The sequence below is a fragment of the Clostridium thailandense genome (genome assembly GCF_019207025.1).
In the GTDB taxonomy this organism is placed as follows: domain Bacteria; phylum Bacillota; class Clostridia; order Clostridiales; family Clostridiaceae; genus Clostridium_AM; species Clostridium_AM thailandense.
Genome location: NZ_JAEEGC010000131.1, coordinates 1 through 24,178, shown reverse-complemented (window position 1 = coordinate 24,178; position 24,178 = coordinate 1). Strand labels below are relative to the sequence as shown.

Annotated in this window: 20 protein-coding genes; 6 read left to right on the top strand and 14 right to left on the bottom strand. The window is 31.5% G+C overall.

The genetic code is table 11. The features are described 5' to 3' along the window. Nucleotides 1-93: 93 nt before the first annotated feature. On the bottom strand, nucleotides 94-2,100 hold the full coding sequence (locus I6U48_RS22235; protein WP_218322679.1) for an oxidoreductase: 2,007 nt from the start codon (nucleotides 2,098-2,100) through the stop codon (nucleotides 94-96). A 153-nt stretch (nucleotides 2,101-2,253) separates the two neighbouring features. Here I6U48_RS22235 and I6U48_RS22230 point away from each other — a divergent pair, with 153 nt between their 5' ends. Beyond that, nucleotides 2,254-2,886, top strand: a complete 633-nt coding sequence (locus I6U48_RS22230) for a TetR/AcrR family transcriptional regulator (protein ID WP_218322678.1) — start codon at nucleotides 2,254-2,256, stop codon at nucleotides 2,884-2,886. A 139-nt stretch (nucleotides 2,887-3,025) separates the two neighbouring features. After that, on the top strand, nucleotides 3,026-3,979 hold the full coding sequence (locus I6U48_RS22225; RefSeq protein ID WP_218322677.1) for a metallophosphoesterase: 954 nt from the start codon (nucleotides 3,026-3,028) through the stop codon (nucleotides 3,977-3,979). A gap of 243 nt (nucleotides 3,980-4,222) precedes the next feature. Here I6U48_RS22225 and I6U48_RS22220 read toward each other — a convergent pair whose 3' ends face one another. Further along, nucleotides 4,223-5,935, bottom strand: coding sequence for a methyl-accepting chemotaxis protein (locus I6U48_RS22220; protein WP_218322676.1), 1,713 nt, complete (start codon nucleotides 5,933-5,935; stop codon nucleotides 4,223-4,225). 287 nt (nucleotides 5,936-6,222) lie between these two features. On the opposite strand from I6U48_RS22220, the gene I6U48_RS22215 reads away from it, so the two are divergent. Continuing rightward, nucleotides 6,223-6,639, top strand: a complete 417-nt coding sequence (locus I6U48_RS22215) for a TOBE domain-containing protein (protein ID WP_218322675.1) — start codon at nucleotides 6,223-6,225, stop codon at nucleotides 6,637-6,639. An 87-nt stretch (nucleotides 6,640-6,726) separates the two neighbouring features. On the opposite strand, the gene I6U48_RS22210 is transcribed toward I6U48_RS22215, so the two are convergent. From I6U48_RS22210 to I6U48_RS22160, 11 genes are all read right to left on the bottom strand, one after another. Further along, nucleotides 6,727-7,599, bottom strand: a complete 873-nt coding sequence (locus I6U48_RS22210) for a LysR family transcriptional regulator (protein WP_218322674.1) — start codon at nucleotides 7,597-7,599, stop codon at nucleotides 6,727-6,729. A 5-nt stretch (nucleotides 7,600-7,604) separates the two neighbouring features. Continuing rightward, the gene (locus I6U48_RS22205; protein ID WP_218322673.1) at nucleotides 7,605-8,414 is read right to left on the bottom strand and encodes a class I SAM-dependent methyltransferase; all 810 of its coding nucleotides are present in this window, start codon (nucleotides 8,412-8,414) and stop codon (nucleotides 7,605-7,607) included. Nucleotides 8,415-8,474: 60 nt separating this feature from the next. Then, nucleotides 8,475-9,563, bottom strand: a complete 1,089-nt coding sequence (locus tag I6U48_RS22200; protein ID WP_218322672.1) for an ABC transporter substrate-binding protein — start codon at nucleotides 9,561-9,563, stop codon at nucleotides 8,475-8,477. Nucleotides 9,564-9,580: 17 nt separating this feature from the next. Then, entirely contained in the window at nucleotides 9,581-10,363 is a 783-nt protein-coding gene (locus tag I6U48_RS22195; RefSeq protein WP_218322671.1) for an ABC transporter ATP-binding protein, read from the bottom strand. Continuing rightward, a complete protein-coding gene (locus tag I6U48_RS22190; protein ID WP_218322670.1) occupies nucleotides 10,360-11,451 on the bottom strand; it encodes a FecCD family ABC transporter permease in 1,092 nt (363 codons plus the stop codon). The genes I6U48_RS22195 and I6U48_RS22190 overlap by 4 nt, the downstream gene beginning before the upstream one ends. A 342-nt stretch (nucleotides 11,452-11,793) precedes the next feature. Then, on the bottom strand, nucleotides 11,794-12,900 hold the full coding sequence (locus I6U48_RS22185) for a DUF362 domain-containing protein (RefSeq protein WP_218322669.1): 1,107 nt from the start codon (nucleotides 12,898-12,900) through the stop codon (nucleotides 11,794-11,796). 343 nt (nucleotides 12,901-13,243) lie between these two features. Continuing rightward, nucleotides 13,244-13,768 carry a nitroreductase family protein gene (locus tag I6U48_RS22180; protein ID WP_218322668.1) on the bottom strand — a complete coding sequence of 175 codons (525 nt, stop codon included), beginning with the start codon at nucleotides 13,766-13,768 and terminating at the stop codon, nucleotides 13,244-13,246. 191 nt (nucleotides 13,769-13,959) lie between these two features. Continuing rightward, the gene (locus I6U48_RS22175) at nucleotides 13,960-16,053 is read right to left on the bottom strand and encodes a methyl-accepting chemotaxis protein (RefSeq protein ID WP_218322667.1); all 2,094 of its coding nucleotides are present in this window, start codon (nucleotides 16,051-16,053) and stop codon (nucleotides 13,960-13,962) included. 112 nt (nucleotides 16,054-16,165) lie between these two features. Further along, nucleotides 16,166-17,140, bottom strand: a complete 975-nt coding sequence (locus I6U48_RS22170; protein ID WP_218322666.1) for a dipeptidase — start codon at nucleotides 17,138-17,140, stop codon at nucleotides 16,166-16,168. Nucleotides 17,141-17,175: 35 nt separating this feature from the next. Next, on the bottom strand, nucleotides 17,176-18,681 hold the full coding sequence (yjeM, locus tag I6U48_RS22165) for a glutamate/gamma-aminobutyrate family transporter YjeM (RefSeq protein WP_218322665.1): 1,506 nt from the start codon (nucleotides 18,679-18,681) through the stop codon (nucleotides 17,176-17,178). A gap of 435 nt (nucleotides 18,682-19,116) precedes the next feature. After that, nucleotides 19,117-19,656, bottom strand: a complete 540-nt coding sequence (locus tag I6U48_RS22160; protein WP_218322664.1) for a helix-turn-helix domain-containing protein — start codon at nucleotides 19,654-19,656, stop codon at nucleotides 19,117-19,119. A 254-nt stretch (nucleotides 19,657-19,910) separates the two neighbouring features. On the opposite strand from I6U48_RS22160, the gene I6U48_RS22155 reads away from it, so the two are divergent. Next, nucleotides 19,911-21,098 (top strand): 5-bromo-4-chloroindolyl phosphate hydrolysis family protein, encoded by a 1,188-nt coding sequence (locus I6U48_RS22155; protein WP_218322663.1) that lies wholly within the window; start codon nucleotides 19,911-19,913, stop codon nucleotides 21,096-21,098. A gap of 32 nt (nucleotides 21,099-21,130) precedes the next feature. Then, entirely contained in the window at nucleotides 21,131-22,273 is a 1,143-nt protein-coding gene (locus I6U48_RS22150) for a toxic anion resistance protein (protein WP_218322662.1), read from the top strand. Between the two features lie 274 nt (nucleotides 22,274-22,547). Here I6U48_RS22150 and I6U48_RS22145 read toward each other — a convergent pair whose 3' ends face one another. After that, complete coding sequence (locus I6U48_RS22145; protein ID WP_218322661.1) at nucleotides 22,548-23,237, bottom strand: Crp/Fnr family transcriptional regulator; 690 nt, start codon at nucleotides 23,235-23,237, stop codon at nucleotides 22,548-22,550. A 140-nt stretch (nucleotides 23,238-23,377) separates the two neighbouring features. Here I6U48_RS22145 and I6U48_RS22140 point away from each other — a divergent pair, with 140 nt between their 5' ends. Continuing rightward, nucleotides 23,378-24,067, top strand: coding sequence for a YjjG family noncanonical pyrimidine nucleotidase (locus tag I6U48_RS22140; protein ID WP_218322660.1), 690 nt, complete (start codon nucleotides 23,378-23,380; stop codon nucleotides 24,065-24,067). Nucleotides 24,068-24,178 lie beyond the last annotated feature (111 nt).

Below are 24,178 nucleotides of genomic sequence, written 5' to 3'. Positions count from 1 at the left end.
ACAGACTGGAAATTTTATCTCAATTTCTTTTATTATAACAATATTTAAAAGGAATCGAAAGCCATTACGGAATCGATTCCTCTTGTTTATATATTATATAGAACGTGCTACTTCATAGGCATCCCAAATAGCTGCTCGTATATTTCGTACTTTTTTGCCATCTCCAAGGTTATAGATTTGGCCATACTCATATTTCAATTCTTCAAAAAGAGTATTTTTTGCTTTAAATCCTACAGCAATAATTATATTATCAGCAGAGATAACTTTTTTCTCTCCATTTAATGTAACAATTGCACCTTTATCTGTAACTTCAGAAAGGCATGCACCTGTAATAAGCTCAATTTTGTTAAAGGTTAGAAGGTCTCTTAACATCCATTCATTCATAGGAGCCATTGGAGCACCAGACTTTAGAATATCCTCCATTGCCTCTAGGATAGTAACCTCATGTCCATTAGTTCTAAGATGAAGTGCCAATTCACATCCAACAAGTCCTCCACCGACTATTACAGATTTTTGTCCAACCTTCTTTTTACCTGACAATACCTCTGAAGCATTTACTACTTTTTCATTATCAATACCCGGTAATTTCAATTTGATTGGTTCTGATCCTTCAGCAATATAAACAATATCGGGATTTAAAGCCTTAATGCTTTCCTTTGTTGCCCTGGTATTTAACTTTACATCCACAGATAGAGCTTTCATTTGATGCTCATACCATCTAATTAATGCACGATCATCTTCCTTAAAACTTGGAACACCTCCTATAACAAGCTGTCCACCAAGACTGTCAGATGCTTCAAAAAGAATTACCTTATATCCTCTAAGTGCACTTACTCTTGCAGCTTCCATACCTGCTGGGCCGCCTCCAACAACAATAACCTTTTTACTTTTTACTGCAGGTGTTATTCCTACAATGAGCTCACGGCCGCATTCAGGATTGACAGCACAGGAACCTCTTCCCCCCTGAAAAATAAGCCTTGAGAAGCATCCATCATGACATCCAAGACATGGACGGATATTCTTAGCATCATCAGTCCTCAATTTATTTGGATATTCAGGGTCAGTAAGCAATTGTCTTCCAAGACCTACTGCATCCAGCTTTCCATCCTCAAGTGCTTTTATAGCCATATCAGGGTTTTCCATTCTTCCTGCCACCATAACAGGAACTTTAACAACCTTTTTAAGCTGCTCTGTTAACGGCAAGTACATACCTTTTTCAAAATACATTGGTGGATGTGCCCAGTACCATGAATCGTATGTTCCAGCATCTGCATCAAATGCATCGTATCCTGCTTCTTCTAGTATCTTTGCAGCTTCTAAAGCTTCTGAAACATCACGGCCAAGCTCTTCGAACTCTTCTCCTGGAAGTCCTCCCTGTCTTAAAGCTTTAATATAACTCTTTATACTAAAACGTAGTATTACAGGGAAATCAGCTCCACAAGCACTCTTTATGGCTTGGACAACTTCTATTGGGAAGGTAAGTCTTCCTTTTAAATCTCCACCATATTTGTCTGTTCTTTTATTGAAAAATGACATAGTGAAGCAATCAAGCAAATATCCTTCATGAACTGCGTGAATCTCCACACCGTCAAATCCAGAATCCTTAGCTATTTTAGCAGATTTCGCAAATTGACTTACAATTTTCTCAACTTCCTTAGTAGTAAGTTCTCTACAGTCTATATCAGGAATCCATCTATTTTTTGTTGGTGACGGTGCCACACATTCTCCTTTGAGGGCATGAGGAAGAGCCGAACGACCAAGACCAGCAGTTAACTGTAGAAAAATCTTACTGTCAAAGGCATGTACTCTATCTGTAATTTCAACAGCAACCTTTTGATATACATTTGGCACTTTAGTTGGCTCAGGAAAGAATGCATCCATGTGCTTTTCTATATCACTTTCAACCCAATTAGCACCGGTTATTATTAATCCAACACCGCCTTTGGCTCTTTCAACATAATATTCCATTGAATCATATGTATATGAACCATTAACATCGCAAGTTGCAGGTGTAGCCATTGGCGCCATAAAAAATTTATTTTTAATCTCTAGCTTATTAATTTTGAAAGGTTCAAATAAGGCTTTATATTTTTTATTCATAAGACACCTCCAATTATAATATTGCTGAATGAACATGTTCATTTGACGATATTATAACATTATGAAATCGTATAATCAATACATATCTTTTCAAGGATATGATATTAAAGTATAATGTAGAAAGTTATAACAGTGACAAAAGGAGTATGTTAAATGGACAATAAAGAAAAAGATATTTATGAATATAGACACTTGCAGGCCAGTCAGACAAGAGATAAAATTTTCACTACAGCAACTGAACTATTTAATGAACTAGGCTTTGACAAAGTGACAATTCGTGAAATTTGCAAAAAAGCAGAGGTTGCTTTAGGAACTTTCTATTTGCATTTTAAATCAAAGCATGAAATACTTTATGATATTTATCATAAGGCTGATAATATTTTTGAATATAATCAAATTAGTGAAAGGAAAGACTTAGATGTCTTTGAAAAGATAATAGAATTAATAAAAATACAACTATCTATATCCTTTATTTTTCATTTGAAATCAGATGCTATAAAACAGCTTTATGCTTATCAGTTAGAATCTGATAACAAGTACTTTTTGTCAGAAGATCGTAAGTTTTTTAAACAGCTTAATAAGGTAGTGGAAGATGCTCAATTAGATGGTGAAATTAGAAAAGATATAAGCAGTCATGATATAAGTTGGCGTATTCTTAGATTTTCACGTGGTATAATATTTGATTGGTGTCTTCATAATTGCGATTATGACATTGTAACTTTTGGTATACAAGAAATTGCATTTTATCTCCAATGTTTTCGGAACATATCCCGGAACATAAGTTAAGTGCCGGCCGTTGGTATATAAATTCTTTAGTTTAAATATATTCTTACTTAAAAGGGTAGATTAACTATATATAATCAAATTGTCTTTATGTTAATACGAAAGTTACTCTTAGTAACCATAAAAGAGGTGTGCTTGCTCTATGATATCAGAAAAGAAATTAGCAGAAAAGAGATTAACAGAAGCTTATAATAATGCCAAAATTGAATACTTTGATAACAATTCTAAATATATTTTTTTCAGTGACTGTCATAGAGGAGATAGTACACCATCTGATGAATTTGCTAAAAATCAGAATATATTTTTATGGGCATTAGAATTTTATTATAATAATGGATATACTTATGTGGAGCTTGGAGATGGCGATGAGCTTTGGGAACACTCTAATTTTAAAGATATAAGGCTTGCACATGATGAGATATATTCTCTATTAAAAAAATTTTTCGATTCAAATAGATTGATTATGTTATATGGTAATCACAATATATGTCTAAAGTATAACAGCTTTGTACAGAAGAATTATTATAAATTTTATGATGATTATAACGAGGAAGAAATAGAATTGTTCCCTGGGCTTATACCCTATGAGGCAGTAGTATTTAAACATAGAAACACAGGACAAGAAATATTAACTGTTCACGGTCATCAAGGAGACAGAATGAATGATAAGTTATGGGGTTTTACTATGCTTACAGTAAGATATTTTTGGAGATATCTTCACTCAATAGGTTTTATAAATCCTGCAAGTCCTGTAAAAAATTCTGGAAAAATTCATAAAATTGAGCGCATTTATAGTGATTGGATTAAAATGAATAAAATTATGGTCATCTGCGGCCATACTCATAGACCCCATTTTCCCAAAGTTAATGAATTACCTTACTTCAATGATGGATCATGTGTCCGAGCAAGTGGAATACAAGGTATTGAAATAATAGATGGAAAAATAATGTTGATTGAATGGAGGATCAGAACTGATTCTTCGGGCGATCTTCATATAAGAAGAAGAGTATTAAGAGGTCCAAAACCAATTGAAACTTTTGATTTAAGAAATAATAAAGCAAATAAAACTAGTGATTCTGAAAAACCTTTAATGTAAATATTTTTTTAAACGAAAGCCTAGCGATCCATCACTAGGCTTATCTTAATTACTTTATTTATTTTTATATGTTATAGATACTCATAGCCTACACTTAACTTATTTATATCTCTCATTTTCTTATACTCTTCCACATTTATTTTTCATCTAGCTTAACCTTCTTTTTTATATCTAATAATTTGGATGGAGTAATCTAAAGTTTATAACTATTCCCCAAAATAGCTTGTTTTTATTAGTAAAAACTTATATCTTAAACTTATGCACTAAGCTATTCAACTCCTCAGCTAATTTTGATTGTCTTTGAGCTGATTTAGCTACTTCTTCAATTGCATAACTTGTTTCATCAACGCTATTTAATATACCGTCTGAACTTGATGCAGATTGTTCAGCTGTTCTTGACACATTTTCAATAGCTGTTCTAGTTTGTTCTATAGAGTTTAATATTTGTATCGTGCCATTTGCTGTTTCTTTTGACATAACCTTTATAAAAGCAGCATCTTTCTCATACTTTTCTGCAGTTTCTAAAAACAACTCATAATCAGGATTTACATTATTATCAATAAACGCTAGTATATCCTGTGTATTATTAGATAAGTTATTAAAAGCTTCATTTACCTGAATTATAACATTTTGGATGCTTGAAACATTACTCGCTGACTGCTCTGCAAGCTTACGTATTTCATCTGCAACCACTGCGAATCCCCTCCCCATTTCTCCTGCCCTTGCAGATTCGATGGCAGCATTAAGTGCTAGAAGATTAGTTTGAGAGGCTATATCTGCTATGGAATCTGCCATAACCTTGATCTCCTCAACAACCTTTCCATCTTCTATAGCCTTAATTATATTAATCTGCTTTTCTTTATATATTTTTTGAGAGATATCCATAGCCTTTAGTCCCTTATTCTTTATTTCAGTTGCACGAGCTTGTACCTCATCTGATGCTCTGTCACCATCTTTAGCTTTATTTGAAAGTTCAGTGGTATTTGATGTTATCTCTTGAATTGAAGCATTTACTTCCTCAGAAGTTGCGCTTAAATCCTCTGTTCCATCTGATATTTCTTTAGTAGCTTCATTAATATTAGTCATTTTTGCAGAAATTTCTTCTATAGTTACAGAAATTTCTTCACTTGAACTAGTCATATCAGTAGAACTTGAAATTATTGTAGATATTAAACTGCGAGTATTTTCAACCGCTTTATTTAAAGCTTCAGAAAGCTTACCAACTTCATCCTTTGCATAAATATCAATTCTTTTAGTTAAATCACCATTTCCTAGGGCATCTGCAAATGTAAGAACCTTATTTATTCTCTTTGATAAGGATGCTGATATTAAAATTCCAAGAAGTATTGCAATAATAAAGCCAATCATTACAATGGAAATCATGATATTAAATGCTGTCTTATATGTTGAATTATTAGTTTTATTAGCCTCCTGTGCTTCTTTTAAATTTAAATTTATAAGTTCATTTATACTATCAAAAGTCTTTTGTCTTGCTTGCGATACCATATCAAAAGCCGTCTGAGCTTCATCATATTTATTTGAATCTATTAATTTCATAAAATCTTCACGTGCCATCATGTAAGCATTATGATTTTTGTTAAACCTATCCAATAAGTCTTTCTCTTCAACTGTTGTATTAGTATCTTTAATTTCTTCTGATATTGACATATCCTCTTCCGTTAATTTATTTATTTCGTCTATAATTTGCTGCTTTTTTAAAGAGTCTTTTATGGTTAGAAGATATACTAAATCAGAGTGTATCTGTAGAAAGTTTTCTTTCAAAGCCCCTACTTTTCTTATATGTAATAGGTTATCTTCATACATTGAAGTTGAATTTGTATTTATCTTTTTTATTTGTAATATTCCTATAGTGCCTACTGCTGCCATAAGAATTGATATAAGTAAGAAGCAGCTTATAAGTTTTGGTGCAATTTTTAAGTCTTTAAATATTTTCATTTATGATCCCCCACTTAAATGTATTTTATTAGATTATAATCCTTAATTATAAAGAAGATATGAAGATAAAATAGTCCTAAATTTTGAACTTCACTTTTTAAAACAATAGCTTGAATTTTAAATTATTCAACTTAACTATTACTTTTACACCAATTATATGTATATGAATTTACCTATGATGAATATAATATTTTACAATTGTACCTATAGGAAATTAAGTGCTATTATGTAAATACAAGATCATATTATACTTTGTGTTGCTGATAGCAGCAGAAATGGAGGAAAAAATGGGTATTAGTGCAAGAAATCAAATAAAAGGTAAAATTGAATCTGTTCAAGAAGGTGCCGTAAATGCAATTGTTACTTTAAAAACAGAAGGTGGTAGTACGATTACTTCTACTATTTCTATGGCATCGGTTAAGGACCTTGAACTTGTTTCAGGTAAAGATGCAACTGCTGTAATTAAAGCCACATCAGTAATGATTGGTGTAGGAGACATGAAACTCAGTGCAAGAAATCAGCTTACTGGTGAGATTATAAATGTTACAGAAGGTGCCGTAAATGCAAGCGTAACTTTAAAGATTGATGCTGAAAACGCAGTTACTTCTACTATTTCATTAGCTGCAGTGAAGGAACTTGGACTCGCACCTGGCGTTAAAGCAAAGGCTATTATTAAAGCTACAGAAGTTATGATAGCTGTATAATACTTACATTAAGTTGTTTCAAAAGCAAGTAAAAAATCCTTAATGATTCCCAATATAAAAATATTATACTGGAAATCATTAAGGATTTTACACTTCATGACATATTTTTATAAAATCATGCATGGCACTTGTCAATAACTTATTCTTATGATATACAATAGTTAATTTTCTACTAAAATCTATATTTTTTACTTTAAGTTCTTTTAAAGAGCCTAAAGCAATATGCTCTTTGATTAGCTGAAAAGGCAGTACTGCAATTCCAATCTTATTTTTTGCAGCATTAATTAATGCTGTCGTACTTGTGCTTTCCCAATAGGGTTTAAAGAATAATCCAATCTCATTCATTCTTATCTCAAATAAATCTCTTACACCAGCACCTTTTTCACGTAATAAGAGGTGTTCATTAACAATATCATATGCTGTTACTTCTTTTTTTGAAAACAGGTGATGTTTTGGATGTGCAACAATTATAATACGGTCACTATAGAAAACCTCTTGTATTAAGTCAAGTTTATTTTCTATCTCTTCAATAAGTGCAATATCCAGTTCGTTTCTCCTTAGCATTTCCATAAGGATAGAGGATTTGTTTACACTTACCATGATATCTGAATTTGGATATAACCTTTTAAATTTTTCAATATATTTGTGTATTAAGGAGACGCCAACGGTATAATTTGCCCCTATCTTAAGCTTTTTCTGAAGTTTATCTTCCTTAAGACTATCTTCTACTTCATCAAAAAGCTTGATGATATGTGAAGCATATTGATATAATTTTTCTCCTGATTCAGTAACATATAATTTCCGGGATAACCTCTCAAAAAGAACAACTCCATAGTAATTTTCAAGTTCTTTAATTGCTTGACTTACGGAAGGCTGTGTCATAAACAATTTATTTGCAGCAGCAGTCATGTTCAGTTCATCATGTACAGCTATAAATATTTTCAAGTGACGTATCATCATGTTAGCTACTCCTTCCATCTCCCTTTAATACCGTATACCATAAACATATTTGAATCAGATCCAAATTTTCTTTTACCATTATTGCTATTATTTGCTTCTACTTCTCTACCTTGCATATCCACATATACTCTGCTGCTAATTTCCGTATCAATAATTATTTTACTGATACCATTTTGAAGTAGTATATCAACATCCCATTGTGGCCTTATAATGTCACATATATAAAGCTGTTTTGCAAAATCGTTACGCTGCCGAATAAGTTCTTCACTCTGCAAAGTACGGTTATAAGTACTTTGAGACCAATTTTGCATTTCCTTATAGCTTTGACCCGTTTCTTCCGCCAACTTGAATCCTTGTCCATAATTAGCATCAAAGTTCATGATTTTGCCACCAGGCACAAGTACCCTACACCATTCTTCATAAGCCTTTTTAGGATCTGGCAAAGTCCATGTAACATTTCTGGATATAATCAAATCAAAACTTTCATCCTGAAACTTTAAATCTTGAGCATTCATTTTAATAAATTTTATGTGTTTGTAACCAAGCTTTTCTGAGTTTTTAATTGCATTATCTATCATATTTTGTGAATAATCTACTGCTGTTACTTCAAAGCCTAAATCATACAGCAAGAAGGCATAAAAACCTGCACCTGTACCTATATCTAAAGCACGAAGTCCTTTTCCACTAGGAACTAGCTCGCTAATAATATCCGTCCAGATTTTACGCTGAAAACCTTCTAGATCCTTAAGACGGCATTCACCAAACTCATCAGCCCGTTTTGACCAGTAATCATTAATTTTTTCTTGAAGTTCCATATTTGTTTCCCTTCATTATGAATTTTCAATATATACAATCTCAAAAATTCTAAACTGTGCTTACTTAGCAGGCGGATCATCATTTATAATCTTATTAGCCTCTTCCTCTGAAAGATCATAATTTAAAAAGGTCTTGTAAAAATACCTTGTTTCTTTAATTATATCTATATTAGGAAATTTATCTGGATTTAAAGTTTTTGCAGCCCATTGTATTTGTAAAGCTTCTTCTGCGCTGTATCTATCCCAATAAAAAGCTCCATCTGGATTAAAATATACTTTTCCTGCTTTAACAGCACTTACTTGCTGCCAATTTGGATCCTGTAATAATGTGTCTTTGATTTTTTTGCCATTGTTTATCTTCATTAGAGTATTACTACTCAATATTACAACATCCGGATTCCACTTTAACATCTGTTCTATAGATATTTGTTTATTGTTTCCTTTTACTTCTGAAGCCGCATTTACTCCACCAGCTGTTTCTATCCATGCATTAATTATTGTATCGCTACCATCTACAGTTAGTGGTGAGAGTGATGTTACATGAAGTACCTTAGGTCTTTGTTCCTTTGGTATTTTAGAAGTTACATCAGTTATCATATTAAGTTTGTTATCTAAATAAGATATATATTGATCAGCTCTTTTCTTACTTTCATCTCCAAGAATATCTCCTGTTAACTTAAAACATTCCTTTAAACCTTTAAAATCAGTGAAGTTCAACTGTACAGTTGGAATACCTAATTCTGATATTTTGTTTGCACTTTTATCATTTAAAGGCGTAAATACAATGTCAGGCTTTGTCTTTACAAGCTCTTCTGTATTCACAGTATCTGTACCAAATACTGTTACTGCCTTATTCATCTGAGGATTTACCTTATATAACCAAGGCCTCATTTTTTCTGTGAGAATAGTTGCAACTACCTTATCTCCTGCTCCCAGCATAGCTAGTACCTCATTATGAGCTTGCCAAGAATCTCCTATTCTTTTGATATTTAAGGGTACTTCTACTTTTTTTCCTGCAGTATCAGTAATTGTTTTTGTCTGTGTCTGCTTTTCATCAGTTTTTTGTGAACTTGAATTATTGCCGCATCCAACTAATAAAAAAACAATTGCAAAAATAGCAATAATAGTACATTTAAAGTTTTTTTTCATAAACATAATCACTCCTTTTAATTAATCATAGGTATACAGGCCTTCATCTTATCTCCAGCTGAGTTAATCGTAGTAACAATCTTCACATTAATGCCGTATGCTTCTTTAAGCATACCCTCTGTTACAACTTCATCTACATTACCCACTGTGAACATATTGTTTTTCTGCATAAAAGCCACTTTCGTTGAACATAAGAAAGCATGATTTGGAACATGTGATGTCATAATAACTGCTAATCCTTTTTTAGAGAGTTCATTTATCTGTTCTAATACTCTAATCTGATTTCCAAAATCCAAATTAGAAGTTGGTTCATCCATTATCAATATTTTAGGCTGCTGGGCAAGAGCTCTAGCAATTAAAACCATTTGCCTTTCCCCACCACTTATTTCTGTATATATCTTATCCTTTAAATATGATATTTTTAACGTGTTTACAGCCTCTTCTGCAATTCTTACATCCTCTTTTGTAGGAGAAGAAAACATTGAGAGATGAGCAGTCCTTCCCATCAATATCACATCAAAGACTTTAAAAGGAAATGGAGGTGTATGTGCCTGAGGTACATAACCAATGGTCTTAGCCAATCGCTTTCTAGACCAATTATGTATATTTTCTCCATCTAAAAGTATTTCTCCACCTCTTAACTTTAAAAAGCCCAATATGGTCTTAAAAAAAGTTGTTTTTCCTACACCATTAGGTCCTAATAAACAGAGTATTTCTCCCGAACTTACACTCATAGATATATCTTTTACTATAGTTCTTGTACCATAACCACAAACAGCATTTTTAACCTCTAATCTCATACCCATCCTCTCCTTCCTTTAATCAAAAGATAAATAAAAAAAGGTGCTCCAATTAATGATGTGAGAATTCCTAGAGGAATTTCTATTGAAAAGGCACAACGAGCTATATCATCAACTAACAGAAGAAAAGTGCTGCCAATGAATAATGAAGCTGGCAATAGTACTTTAAAATTAGGTCCTACAACCATTCTAGCTATGTGAGGTATAATAAGTCCTATCCATCCAATCATACCGCTAACGGATACGGCTCCGGCTGTAATTAGAGTTGAGCAAAGTATAATAATTACTCTTAGCTTTGATGTATCAATACCTAGAGACTTTGATTCTTCATCACCAAAGGAAAGTACATTAAGCTGCCATCGTAATAAAATTAACGGTATAACGCCTACAATCAATGGTATTATTAATATTTTAATATCTTTCATACTAACAGAATCCAGCCCCCCCATAAGATAAAAAGTTATAGCCGGCAACTTTTCATATGGATCAGCTACATATTTTGTTATCGAAATGAAGGATGAGAATAAAGCTGCAACAACCATTCCTGTAAGCACAAGTACTAATGTGGCATTGTTACCTCTACCTATAATCATGCTTATTAAATAAGTTACAGTAACAGCTGCGAGTCCAAATAGAAATGCTGAAATCTGTATGCCAAAAGCATTAAAGGATAAAAGAATTCCAAAGGCTGCACCAAATCCCGCACCAGCAGAAGCTCCAAGTATATCTGGCGATACCATTGGATTCTTAAATAAACCCTGATATGTTGCTCCAGCCACGGCCAAAGCTGCTCCAACCATTAAAGCTGACAAAATTCTAGGAATTCTAACATTAAAAAGAACTGTCTCAATAGTATTAGGCACTCCTGTGTTTAACCCGAAAACTTTTGACAATATAGCATCAAAAAATTCTGGTAAGGATATCGAATATCTCCCTAAAACTAAAGAAATCAAAATAGCTAATATGGGTAAAATTGCAATGATAGCCATAGAATATGATGCTTTTCTTTGTTCTAATTTTTTTTTATTATTTTTTAATTTTATTTTCACCTCTTCTGAGGAATTAGTTAACTCTATTGGTTCTAACATTTATTCGCCTCCTCTTGCCTTCATTTTTTCAAATACTTCTTTTTTAAGCTCTGCATTGCTAAAGCCTTCAGCAATATAGTCATAGAATTCCTTTGAAATCACTATATACTTCTTTAAAACATAAGAAGCCATATCTAATAAATTATGGTTTCAATAAAAATTTTATAATAATTATGTATTTTATGTAAATATGAGTCTTAAAAATAATTACGTATAAAAAACGAACATTGTTAAAAAAGCTAACATTTTTGTCGAATTTTAAGAAATTTCTGTATATTATGAATAAAAAAACCATGCAAAAGAAATTTACTTTCCTTTATGCATGGTTTTTAAGTTTATCCTTTAAATTGTTATTAACTCATATTCTCTACTTCCAAGTCCTAACTTTTCTGCATGATCAATTAATACCTTCCAGTTGGTTTCTGGACTAACGTCAGTGAAATGATCATGATGTTTTGAGCCATGTTTTTCAAGAAGACTTCCTTTCATAACTGGCTGATGATTTACTGCATCTGCACAAGCAACATCAAGTGCAACAGGGTCAAAGGAAGCAAACATACCTACATCCGGAACAATAGCTATATCATTCTCTGCATGGCAGTCACAGTAAGGAGAAACATCAATAACCAGACTAATATGAAAGTTTGGACGTCCTTTCAATACCGCTAAAGAATATTCCGCAATTTTTTTATTTAAAATATCATTTGATTCATCCGAAGCAGGTTGAACAGCATCAACTGCACAAACACCAATACACCTTCCACATCCAACACATATGTTATGATTAATGGAAGCTTTGTGTTCTGTCAATGTAATTGCTCCATGAGCACAATTTTTGGCACACATACCACAACCAATACAATCCTCAGTAGAAACTCTAGGTTTTCCACTACTATGCATTTCCATCTTGCCTGCTCGGGAACCGCAGCCCATACCTATATTTTTTAGTGCGCCTCCAAATCCAGTTAACTCATGACCTTTAAAATGACTTAAAGTAATGAATACATCTGCATCCATAATAGCTCTTCCAATCTTTGCTTCTTTTACATATTCGCCGCCTTCAACTGGAACTAATATATCATCTGTACCCTTTAAACCATCAGCAATAAGTACATGACAACCAGTAGAAAAAGGAGAAAATCCATTAAGATAGGCAGAATTTAGATGTTCAAGAGCATCCTTTCTGTTCCCTACATATAAAGTATTACAATCTGTAAGAAAAGGATTTCCACCTAGCTCTTTTACAATATCCGCTGTAACTTTTGCGAAATTAGGACGCAAAAAAGCTAAATTACCTGGCTCACCAAAATGAATTTTAATAGCTGTATATTTTTTATCAAAATTAATTTGATCAATTCCTGCTGTTTTAATGAGACGATGGAGCTTCTGCAGTAAATTTTCTTTTGCTGTTGCATGCATATTAGTAAAGTATACCTTTGATTTTTCCATGTTTAATCCCACCTGCTTTCTTAAGGTCAATTTACTTATAAGTTACATTTGTTTTATGTAACTAGTGTTTTTATTAGAATCACCATTTATAGTATAGTGAGTTTTATACTAATATACAAGAATGCACTTTATTGATAGATAGTATCCTGTACGATACTATGAATTTTTCTAATACTTAATCATTAAAATACATTGTAATCAATATTTGCTATTAATGCTTTTCTTTTGAGCTGCAATAGATAAAATATAATAAGAGTCAACAAAATAAATTACTGACTCTTAAAATTATTGATTTTCTATAACTCATCTATAATCTTTTCATATCACAACGTCTAAGTAAGATTTATTTTACCATTACTACAAAGTTATCTTTTCTTGGTGCTGCTTTAGGCTGCTCACAATCTGGATATCCTAAAATACATGAACCTACTCCTACATAGTCACCTTCAACTCCCCATTCTTTAAGCAGTGCTTTTCCTTCCTCACTTTCAAACATTTGTTTTGTTCGATGAATCCAACATGAGCCAAGGCCAATTGAATATGCTGCATTATACATATTACCTAAAGCTATGCTTGCATCTTCAACAGGTGTTGCTTTACTTTTGTCTGCAAGTACAAGAATTATGGTTGGTGCTCCGTAATAAGGGTCTACATCATCCTTACCAATAACAGCTGCATTCATTTTTGATATCTTCTCAATAGCTTTCTTATTTTGAACTACTATAAATAATGCAGACTGCTGATTTCCCCCACTTGGTGCATATTTACCTGCTTCTAGAACTACATTCAATTCTTCATCTTTGATCTGTTCAGGTTTATACTTTCGTATACTTCTCCTGTTTAATAAAGTGTTAATTGTTTCATTCATAATTATTGCCTCCCTTTATAATCTTTAAATTTCCCAATGTGTAAAAATGCCCTAGTTATCCATATATTGTTGATAAATATATTTTACTACTCTGATCAACTATCTACAATATAAAATTTATGTTCCTACTTTTATTATAGATAAATATATTTTACTATTTTGAAGTTTTAATTATTACATTTTATCATTGTCTATAAATTAAATTTATTTACTTGTTCTGTCATGTCCTTTGATAGATTTCTTAGGTTATCAACAGTGGAGAACAAGCCTTTGGCAACTTCACCCATTTCTTCAGAAGAAGCCGCTATTTCCTCAGAAGAAGCTGATGTTTCTTCTGCAATTGCAGTAGTGTTCTCCACACTAGCTAAGATCTTATCCTTATGAATATTTATCTTTTCAGCATCGGAACTTACTCCATCTATTTCAGGTAGTATGTTTTCTATTTCAGATACAATACCTTTAAAGCATCCTACTGCCTCATTTATTGCAGTTAATTGATTAGACAACTCGGAATTCATAGCATCACTATCTTTTAGAATAATTCTAGTATCTTTAGAAATATTACTTAACAGTTGAGCAATATCGTCTGCAGAACTTTTACTTTGTTCTGAAAGATTCCTTATCTCATCTGCAACTACTGCAAAACCTTTACCTGCTTCCCCTGCTCTTGCTGCTTCAATTGCTGCATTTAACGCCAAAAGATTGGTTTGTTCTGCAATACTGTTGATTAAATTAATAATGTCATTTATTTTGTTAACATTTTCTCCCAATACCCTGAGCTTATTCTCAAATTCTTCGAAGGTCCCTCCTACATTTTCTACCAATTTGATTAATCCGCGCATATTATCATCACTAGCGCTTGCCATGTCGTTAATAGACTTAGACTTTTCACGAATTTCAATTAATGTTTTTGTAATTTTCTGAATTGAATCTCCAAAATCTACAAGTATATTTGTTATATCTACAAGTTGCTGTGACTGCTCTCCTGTCCCCTTTGCGACTTCTTGAACTGCATTTGAAATCTCTCCCGATGAGCTATCTACGGTTTCCGCAGAATTGTATAAACTTTCAGCCTTTTCTTCAATTGCTAGTGAATGCTCCTTAACTTTAAAAAACATTTCTCTTAAAGATAATTGCATCTTATAAGTTGATTCTGCAATATCACCAACTTCATCATTAAGCTGCATATATTTTAAATCCAAATCTTTTGAAAAATCCCCTTTTCCCATTGACTGAATATGCTCAGTAATATTACTTATAGGATTAGCAATTTTTTTAGATACAAAAATTGTTATAAGTATACTTAGTAAAGCGAAAACTAGAACAAAAGCAAAAGCAATATGACCTATACTATTTGCACTACTCATAAATTCACTTGTTTCTACAAAGCATATATAACTCCAATCTAAACCTGAATTTGAACCCGATGGTTTAGAAACACTTATGGAATAGTTTTTTCCATCTGACATTTTCATTTCAAATGAAGTATTGCTGTTATAAGAATTATTTAACTTACTTATGTTTAAACTCTTTATATTTTTTGAAACTAAACTTTTATCTTTAGGGTCTGCTAAAATAGTTCCATTTTTATCTACTAAAATAATATAACCGTTTTTTCCAATTTTTACATTCTTAATCATATCTGTAAGTGCATCGAGATTAATATCTACAGCTAACACGCCTTTGATAGCTTTATTTAAGTCTTTTATTACAGAAAGCGAAGTAAGAGCTACACTACCGTTTGAAGTAATATATGCATCACTTAAGATAGGTTTATCTGGGCTTGTAAGTGCAAGCTTATACCACTGCCTTGTTCTTGCATCATAACCATTTTTTAGAGATATTGATGGATATTGTACATATCCTCCATTTTCAGCAACCCCCAGTGCAACATCTTCTATCTCAGGATGTGAATCTTTAAAATATGCAAAATTATTATATACTTCTGCTTCGAAAGGATTATTTTGAAGCGGCGTCATTTTAACTTCACCAGAAGGGTCACTTTTATCAATGTATGAAGTTATTCTTGAATTCACTCCTTGGATAAGAGGGCTTCTAGACAACATTCTGCTATTTTCTTTAATTAATAAAATGTAATTTTCTATTCCAGTATTTACTTGCGCGAGTTCTTTATTTACTGCATTCATATAATCATTTTTTGTTTGTATAACTACTTTTATATAAATAATTATCCCCATTAAAAGTAATGAGATTACAGTTAATGAGACAAAATATGCAATTAACTTATTTTTAATCCCCAATTTTAATTTTAGAACTTTTTTCATACAATTACCTCTTTAATATTTAAGCATACTAACTATTTTTCAAGATACTTGGACTGTAAAAGTCTTATAACCTCCATAGATTTAATTCGGACAAGTCTATGGAGGTATCTACTTAATTTCCTAGAACTTCTTCAAAAACACGCATTATATTTCTGTAAGCTATTTTTTCTATATCTTCAGTTTTATATCCCCTTGTAGTTAAAATCTCCAAAAGGTTAGGTATTTTAGACGCATCTTCTATGCCAATTGTGGTAGTCAAAGCACTTTCACTAAAAGATAATGATTCTGCTTGCAAATAATCGCAGAAGTCGAAACCAAAATTAATATAATCAATGCCTACAAGGTTAGCAATATAATCAATATGATCTGCTAATTTTTCAGCACTAGGCTTTTTGTTGTCAATAAACTCTGGCCATGCATTCATACCAATTACTCCTCTACGTTCTGCGATAGCTTTAATTTGCTCATCTTTTAAATTACGTGCAGCTGGACAAATATTGTATACATCAGAATGAGAAGCAATAAATGGCTTTGTCGTATTTTCATAAATATCCCAAAATGTTTTTTCATTTCCATGAGATACATCTACTAGTATCCCTAAATCCTCCATTTTATTTAATGCTCTAACTCCTAATTCAGTAACACCTCTTTCTTTATTAGTACTTCCAACACCAGTGGCAAATTCATTTTCTTCATTCCATGTAAGCATTGCATGTCTAACGCCAAAACGATAAAGTGCACTTAAAAAACTAACATTTCCTTTTAGTCCGCTAAGTCCTTCCATTCCTAAAATAATAGCAAGTCTATCTGATTTTTGTATATTTCTTATATCTGAAACATTATATGCGATGTCAGCATATTCTTTTATCTCTTGAAACTCATCGCAAGCTGCTCCTAAAATTTCCAACATTCTTTGAGTTGGTTCATTAGTGTATGGAGGATCAACCCAAACTGCCAATAATATACCTTGCACATTTCCTTTTCTAAGTCTTTCTATATGATATTTCTTTAATATGTTTTTTTCTCCCTGCATTCTTTTGTTAGTAATATCAACTAATATATCGGAATGGCAATCAAAAGTTTTCATTGAACGCATCTCCTCATCATAAAGTAAATTATATGTTATAATTTTAAACCTTGTTTTTCCCCAATTATCTTTTCATATCTTCCATACATTACAATTGCAATTATTGAGAATATTACTGGTCCAGCTATCATCCACATTGATGATGCTATGTCCCCCTTATTTACTGCAGGCTTAAGTATTACAGTAACGTTAGCAAGTATAACAGTAAATGTAACTATTATTGTCCATATTAATGAACTATTATAGGTCTTAAATATAACGAATGGTTTTTCAATAGTCGTATCTTTTTTAAATTTAGCAAAAGCACCTGCCATAAATATGTAAGGTAATGTAGTTGCAACATTAGTCATTAACACTAGTTTATCAAAAAATTTGGAAGCTTCCTGTCCGCCTAAACTTAAAACTAGTATGAAGAAAGCTATAAAAGCAAATTGAACCCAAATAGCATTTTTAGGTACTCCATCTTTAATTTCTGATAATTTTCCAGGCCATAATTCTTTTGGAGTCCCCTCTATTAATTGTTTTAATGGTGAATATGAATATGAAATTAATGCACCCAAATAAGTTAAAAACAATGATAAACCAACAAATCTAGCTATCCAATTACCTAATGATATACAGGCACCTTGACTTAATGATAGGCCTTGTCCAATTTGATATCCTAAATTGTTCATCATAATAATCGTTACATTAACCATATTTACATTCTTTGCAGACAGCACACTTTGCCAATTAGTAAATGTACCGCAGGCAAATATACCTAAGGAATATCCAATTCCAATAAATATAGATCCCATTAAAACGCCCTTTGGAAATGTTTTTTCAGAGTTTTCCGTACTGTCTGTAACTCCAGCAACCACCTCAATACCAGCGTAAGCAAGTATTGCAAAAGATATAAATGATATTATTGATATACCTGAAGTGTAGTCAGGATTAGGAGATTGTAAGAGAGCTTGAACATTAATCGGCTGGGCTATGTGTCCATGGTTTAATATAAATACAACTATTGCACCAATATACGCGGCTATGTTAATAAATGCGACGGAAATACCTCCTACAGAAGTTATTTTTGTTACTTTATCTAAGCCTTTACTTGCTATAATTGTCAAACCTGCAGCAAATATTATAGACATTATTCCCAATGTATGAGTCGAACCTATACCAAATAATGACCAAGTTGAAGTTGTATCTGTACCGAATAATATTGTTGAAAAATGAACCCATATAGAATTACAAGTTAGAATTATCCATACTAGCCATCCAACATACCACATAAATATAGAAATGAATGCGTATTTACTTCCAAGAATTCTTTCAAGCCATGAATAGATTCCTCCTTTCTCTTTTTTAAAGGCAGCACCATACTCTCCAACCATAAATGCAAATGGAATAAGGTAGGTTACTGCAGCTATTATATACCATGGAATTGCAGCATACCCCATAAGTAAAAATGCTCTAGGTACGTTTGGAAACATAAATACTGATGTTACAACCATTAATGCTAATGGCATCAAAGTTAGTTTTTTCTTATTATTACTCATCTTCTTCCTCTCCTAATCAATTAAATTTTATTTGTTATTCTTATTTCTAAAATTAAAAACTCCACACCTCCCTACTATATTCAACAAGCAATACATTTCAATATAGTGAAATATATTTTTTATATTTTTTCATTATATTGAAAAAAATTATCTTTATTACTTATTTTCTTCATTTATTTTAAAATTCCTTCTAAATTTAATATTTTTTTTTCAAATAATTGATTTTTTAACATTTTTTATCCTCCATTTATAATAGAAATACAGCTTTATCCAGAACTAAGCTTTTTTAAAAACTCAAAATTTTAGACTTTAAAAAAGCATTATGAGTTTACATGAATTGTATTCCGTAACACACAGAGTTCAATTCACATAAATTCATAATGCTTATAAGATGTTAAATATAAATTATTTTTACTTGTTATTTATTGTAAAACACTAAAAACTTGGAGGTGTCATAGTCCAAATTGAAATCGCTACCTTGTCACCTATATTAACAAATCGATGTGGTACTGTACTATCAAAATAAATACTATCTCCTTCATTTAATATGTATTCCTTACTTCCCCACTTTACTTTCATACTTCCTTGTATCATATATCCACACTCTTCACCTTCATGACAGATTTGTTCATCTGAACTGCACATTCCAGGTTCAATTTCAACCATTAAAAATTCCATTTTATTATTTAAATTAGGACTTAAAAGTTCATAGGTAATATTTGAATTAGGTATAATTATTTTTTTCCTTTCATTTTTCCGAACAATAGGATTCTTATCCTCATATTCATCAAAGAAATAATTTATATGAACATTTAATGCCTTTGCTACATCCCAAAGAGATCCTACAGAAGGAATTGTTATATCCCTTTCCATTTGACTAATTAAACCTGTGCTTAAACCTGACATTTGCGCAAGCTTTTCAATACTAATTTTTTGTTCCTTACGTAATTTCCTAATTTTTTCTCCTAGTTTCATAAACTCACCTACACTAAAATTAAATTATTTCTTTAAAATATCCATTTGCTTCATATAGACTTGTATTAAAAAGTAAGTTACCATTATTATTATACACATAGTAAAATACCAGTACAAGAAGTAAATTGTCCTATTTATAAATCCATACTAGGAAGTTGTTACAAATTGTAATTTATACAAGAATGATATATAATATATCCAAAATATTATTGTAGTTAATTGAGTTATATGAGAATAATTTGGAGGCTATTAAGATGAGAAGAAAGGATTTTTTCGATTTTGAAGATCAAATCAGAGATACGTTGAAAACTACATTCGAAGCTATAGACTTCGCCAGATTAAAAAATGATATTGACGATAGGACTGAAAATGCTTTAAATGAAGTTAAAGCAAAGTTAAAAAACAAATCACAATATCTTAACGAAAAAGTAAAAAACAAAAAATATTATAATCCTGGGAAACTTGAAAATATGATTCCTAAATATATAAATAAGACACAAAAATATATTGCAAAAAGACCAGTTGGAAGTGTATCTGGAATGCTTTATACAATCTTTGGCTTTATTGGTAGTAGTATATTAGGGGCTATGCTAATTGCATACTCTATATTCACTTCTTTTTTAAGTATACTTTCAACAGCTAATTTCATTACTTTGGGACTTTTATTTTCTTTTTTTATGGCAAGTATAGCTTTAACCTTAAGAGGTTTAAATTTAAGAAAAAGGGTAAAGCGTTTTAAAGGCTATGTAAATACCATTAATGGTCTCAATTACTGTTCCATAGAAGAATTAGCCACCACTGCTAGGAAAAATAATAAATTTGTTGTTAAAGATCTAAGAAAAATGATTGATTTAGGCATGTTTCCACAAGCACACATCGATGATAAACAGACTTATTTTATGTTAAATGACGAAGTTTACGAGAATTACTTAGATTCACAGGAATCTCTTAAACGCCGTAATGAAGCTGAATTAAAAAGACAAGAAGAATTGAATGATCCAGAAAAAAGAGAATTAAGAGCTGTGATTGAATTAGGAGAAGACTACATTGAACAGATAAAAATTGCAAATGCTGTTATTAATAAAGAAGAAATTTCAATAAAATTATGCAGACTTCAAAATGTTGTAAGTCAAATATTTAATCATTTAGAAAATAATCCCAAAAAGCTTTCTGAGGTTAATAAATTTACTAATCACTATCTTCCAATTACATTAAAGCTAGTTAACTCCTATAAAGAGTTAAATGAACAGCCAGTTCAAGGTGATAACATAAAAAATGCCAAAAATGAAATTGAAAGAAGTATAGATATGATAAATGCTGCCTTTGAGAAGCTGTTAGATGATTTATTCGGTGAAGTAGCTTTAGATATTTCCACAGATATTTCTGTGCTTGAAACACTATTTACACAAGAAGGACTGACTAAAGAAGATTTTAAAAAGTAACACAGCCAAAGTACAAAGGGGGTAAGTTAAAATTGGATAACGAATTTAAAGAAAATATTGATGTGGTCCCAAGCTTAAGCTTTGAACCTTTTCAAGATGAGCTTCCCATTGCAAAAATAAAAGAGGAAAAGAAGCAGCAAGAAGTTCTCGATGAAAGCTATTTAACTGAAGAAGAAAAAAAAATGGTAGATGAATTTGTAGATAAAATTGATATAACTAACACAAATTCAATTCTTCAATATGGAGTCGGTGCCCAAAAGAAAATTGCAGATTTCTCCGAAACCGCTTTAAATAATGTAAAAACAAAGGATCTAGGAGAAGTAGGCGACATGCTCTCTAATGTAGTAGTTGAACTAAAGAATTTTGATGCTGCAGAAGAGAAAAAAGGGTTTCTGGGTTTTTTTAAGAAAACCTCACAAAAGATTGACCATATGAGAACAAAATATGATAAGGTTGAGGGAAATATAAATAAAATTTGCACTACCCTTGAAAAGCATCAGATACAACTTTTAAAGGATATTGCTATGCTTGATAAAATGTATGAAATAAATAAGGTATATTTTAAAGAACTTTCTATGTATATCTTAGCCGGAAAGAAGAAACTTTCAAAGTTAGAAAAAGAAGAACTTCCTATTTTAGTAGACAGAGCAAGAACCAGTGGACTTCCTGAAGACGCACAGGCAACAAATGATTTTGTGGCTCTTTGTAACCGCTTTGAGAAAAAAATTCATGATTTGGAGCTAACTAGAATGATTTCTCTCCAGATGGCTCCTCAGATTCGTTTAGTTCAAAATAATGATTCTTTAATGTCCGAAAAAATACAATCTACTATTGTGAATACAATTCCGCTCTGGAAAAGTCAGATTTTATTAGCTCTCGGAGTTGCTCATTCCAGTAATGCAGCCAAAGTTCAAAGTGAAGTAACCAATATGACAAATGAACTTCTACGTAAAAATGCAGAAACACTTAAAATGTCAACTATAGAAGTAGCCAAAGAATCTGAACGTGGAATTGTTGATATTGATACTCTTCGCCAAACAAATGAATCATTAATTTCAACGCTTGATGAAGTGCTTCGTATTCAAACAGAAGGACGTCAAAAACGTAAAGAGGCCGAAGCAGAATTGCAAAATATTGAAGAACAATTAAAAAATAGACTTTTGAAACTTAAATAATAAGACCAAAGGTTAACTTACAAAAAATATTTATTGGTATTAGAGGACAGTGGAAGAAAACTGTCAATTGTCCTCTAAAAATATATTTATATCTTCTAAACACTACCAATGATTCTCATAGTATAAGTTAAGTGTCTATATAGATACCCAAACCAGACATTTAACTTATACGCAGGGATGTGTTTCCAAAAATGAAAGCACATATAAAAATTTTTATAGTGCTGAAGTTTGGAAACATATCCCGGAGCATAAGTTAAATGTCGGACGTTCGTGTCTATATAGATGTCATATACAAATTTTTAGAAAGTTCTCGAAGTCTATCCTCATCTAGAATATATATTGTTGTATTCTCACATTTTATAATTTCTTCGGCTTCAAGCTCGTTAAAGGTTCTATTTAAGTGCCTATAGGTAGTTCCTAAAAATTGGGCTATTTCCTTAAAGGATGAATCTAAAATTATATAATTCTTATCTGTAATATGTTCAACTAAATAGCTGGCTAATCTATTAGTGAGTGGGTATATGAAATTGTATGAAGTATTATTAATAGTAGCTTCAAGTTTTTCACTTAAAAAGGTTACTAGGTGTTGTAAAAAATTGACGTTGTTCATATACTTTTTTCTTAATATATCTGAAGGTATTGCAATAAAATAAGTATCTTCTATCGCTTCAACATTGCAGCGTACAGGCTTATCTTTTAAAAATTCCAAATCTCCTATAACATTAAATTCTCTATAAAATTTTAAGAGCATTGATTTACCATTTTCAAAAAGATAAGAGATTTTAATTTTTCCATTAACAAGTAAATAGTAATATTCAAGCTCAAACTCTGCTTTCAATATAAACTCTCCTTTTCGATAAAAATGAAGCTGTGCATAGCTTATTATATCCTTATCAAATATATTTTCTATGTTATACTTAACAAAATAATGCTTTAAAAGGTCTTTATTCGAAATTCTTTCCATAAATCCTCCTTAACACGACATATGTCATATCCGTAACCCATATCAATATGGTAACTTATCTATTAAGCAATGTAAAGCAGAGGAGGAATCTATTGCTTAATATGTTACAATTAAAAAGATAAATTATTGGGAGGGTTATTATGAAATACGAAGTAATAATATTTGATGCAGATGAAACTTTATTTGATTTTAAAAAATCTGAAAGAGATGCTTTTAAAAATGCCATACTTGAATTTGATATAGAATATGACGAAAATCACCATTTAAAAATATATCAAGACATAAATACCGCTATATGGAAAGAATTCGAGCAAGGACTTATTACCCAGGAAAAATTAAAGGTGGAGAGATTTAAAAGACTATCATATCAGTTAAATATAAGGTTTGACGAGGTAGAATTTGCAAAATCATATATGAAGCATTTAGCTAATGCATCCTTTTTATATGATTACAGTATACCTCTTGTGGAAAGTTTGTATAAAGATTATAGACTTTCTATAGTAACTAATGGCCTTAAGAATGTTCAAGATAAAAGAATAAGAAAATCTACCATAGCTAAATATTTCGAGGATATAGTGGTATCCGAGGAAGTAAGGGTATCAAAGCCAAACCCTGAAATTTTTGAACTTGCCTTAAGTAATATAAATCACACTGATAAGAGTAAAGTCCTCATAGTAGGTGACAGCCTAACTTCTGATATAAAGGGTGGTATAAACTCAGGTATAGACACATGTTGGTTTAATCCTAAAAAGGCTGTAAACAACACTGAAATAAAGCCAACTTATGAGGTTACAGACTTGATGGAGCTTAATGCTATACTTAAAAGATAAATGCAAATTTGAATTATAGGATTCAAGACCAGACACTTAACTTATACGCAGGGATATATTTACATTCTGGAAGACACATTTAAATACTTTTGCTACAAGTCTTAGCTTTTT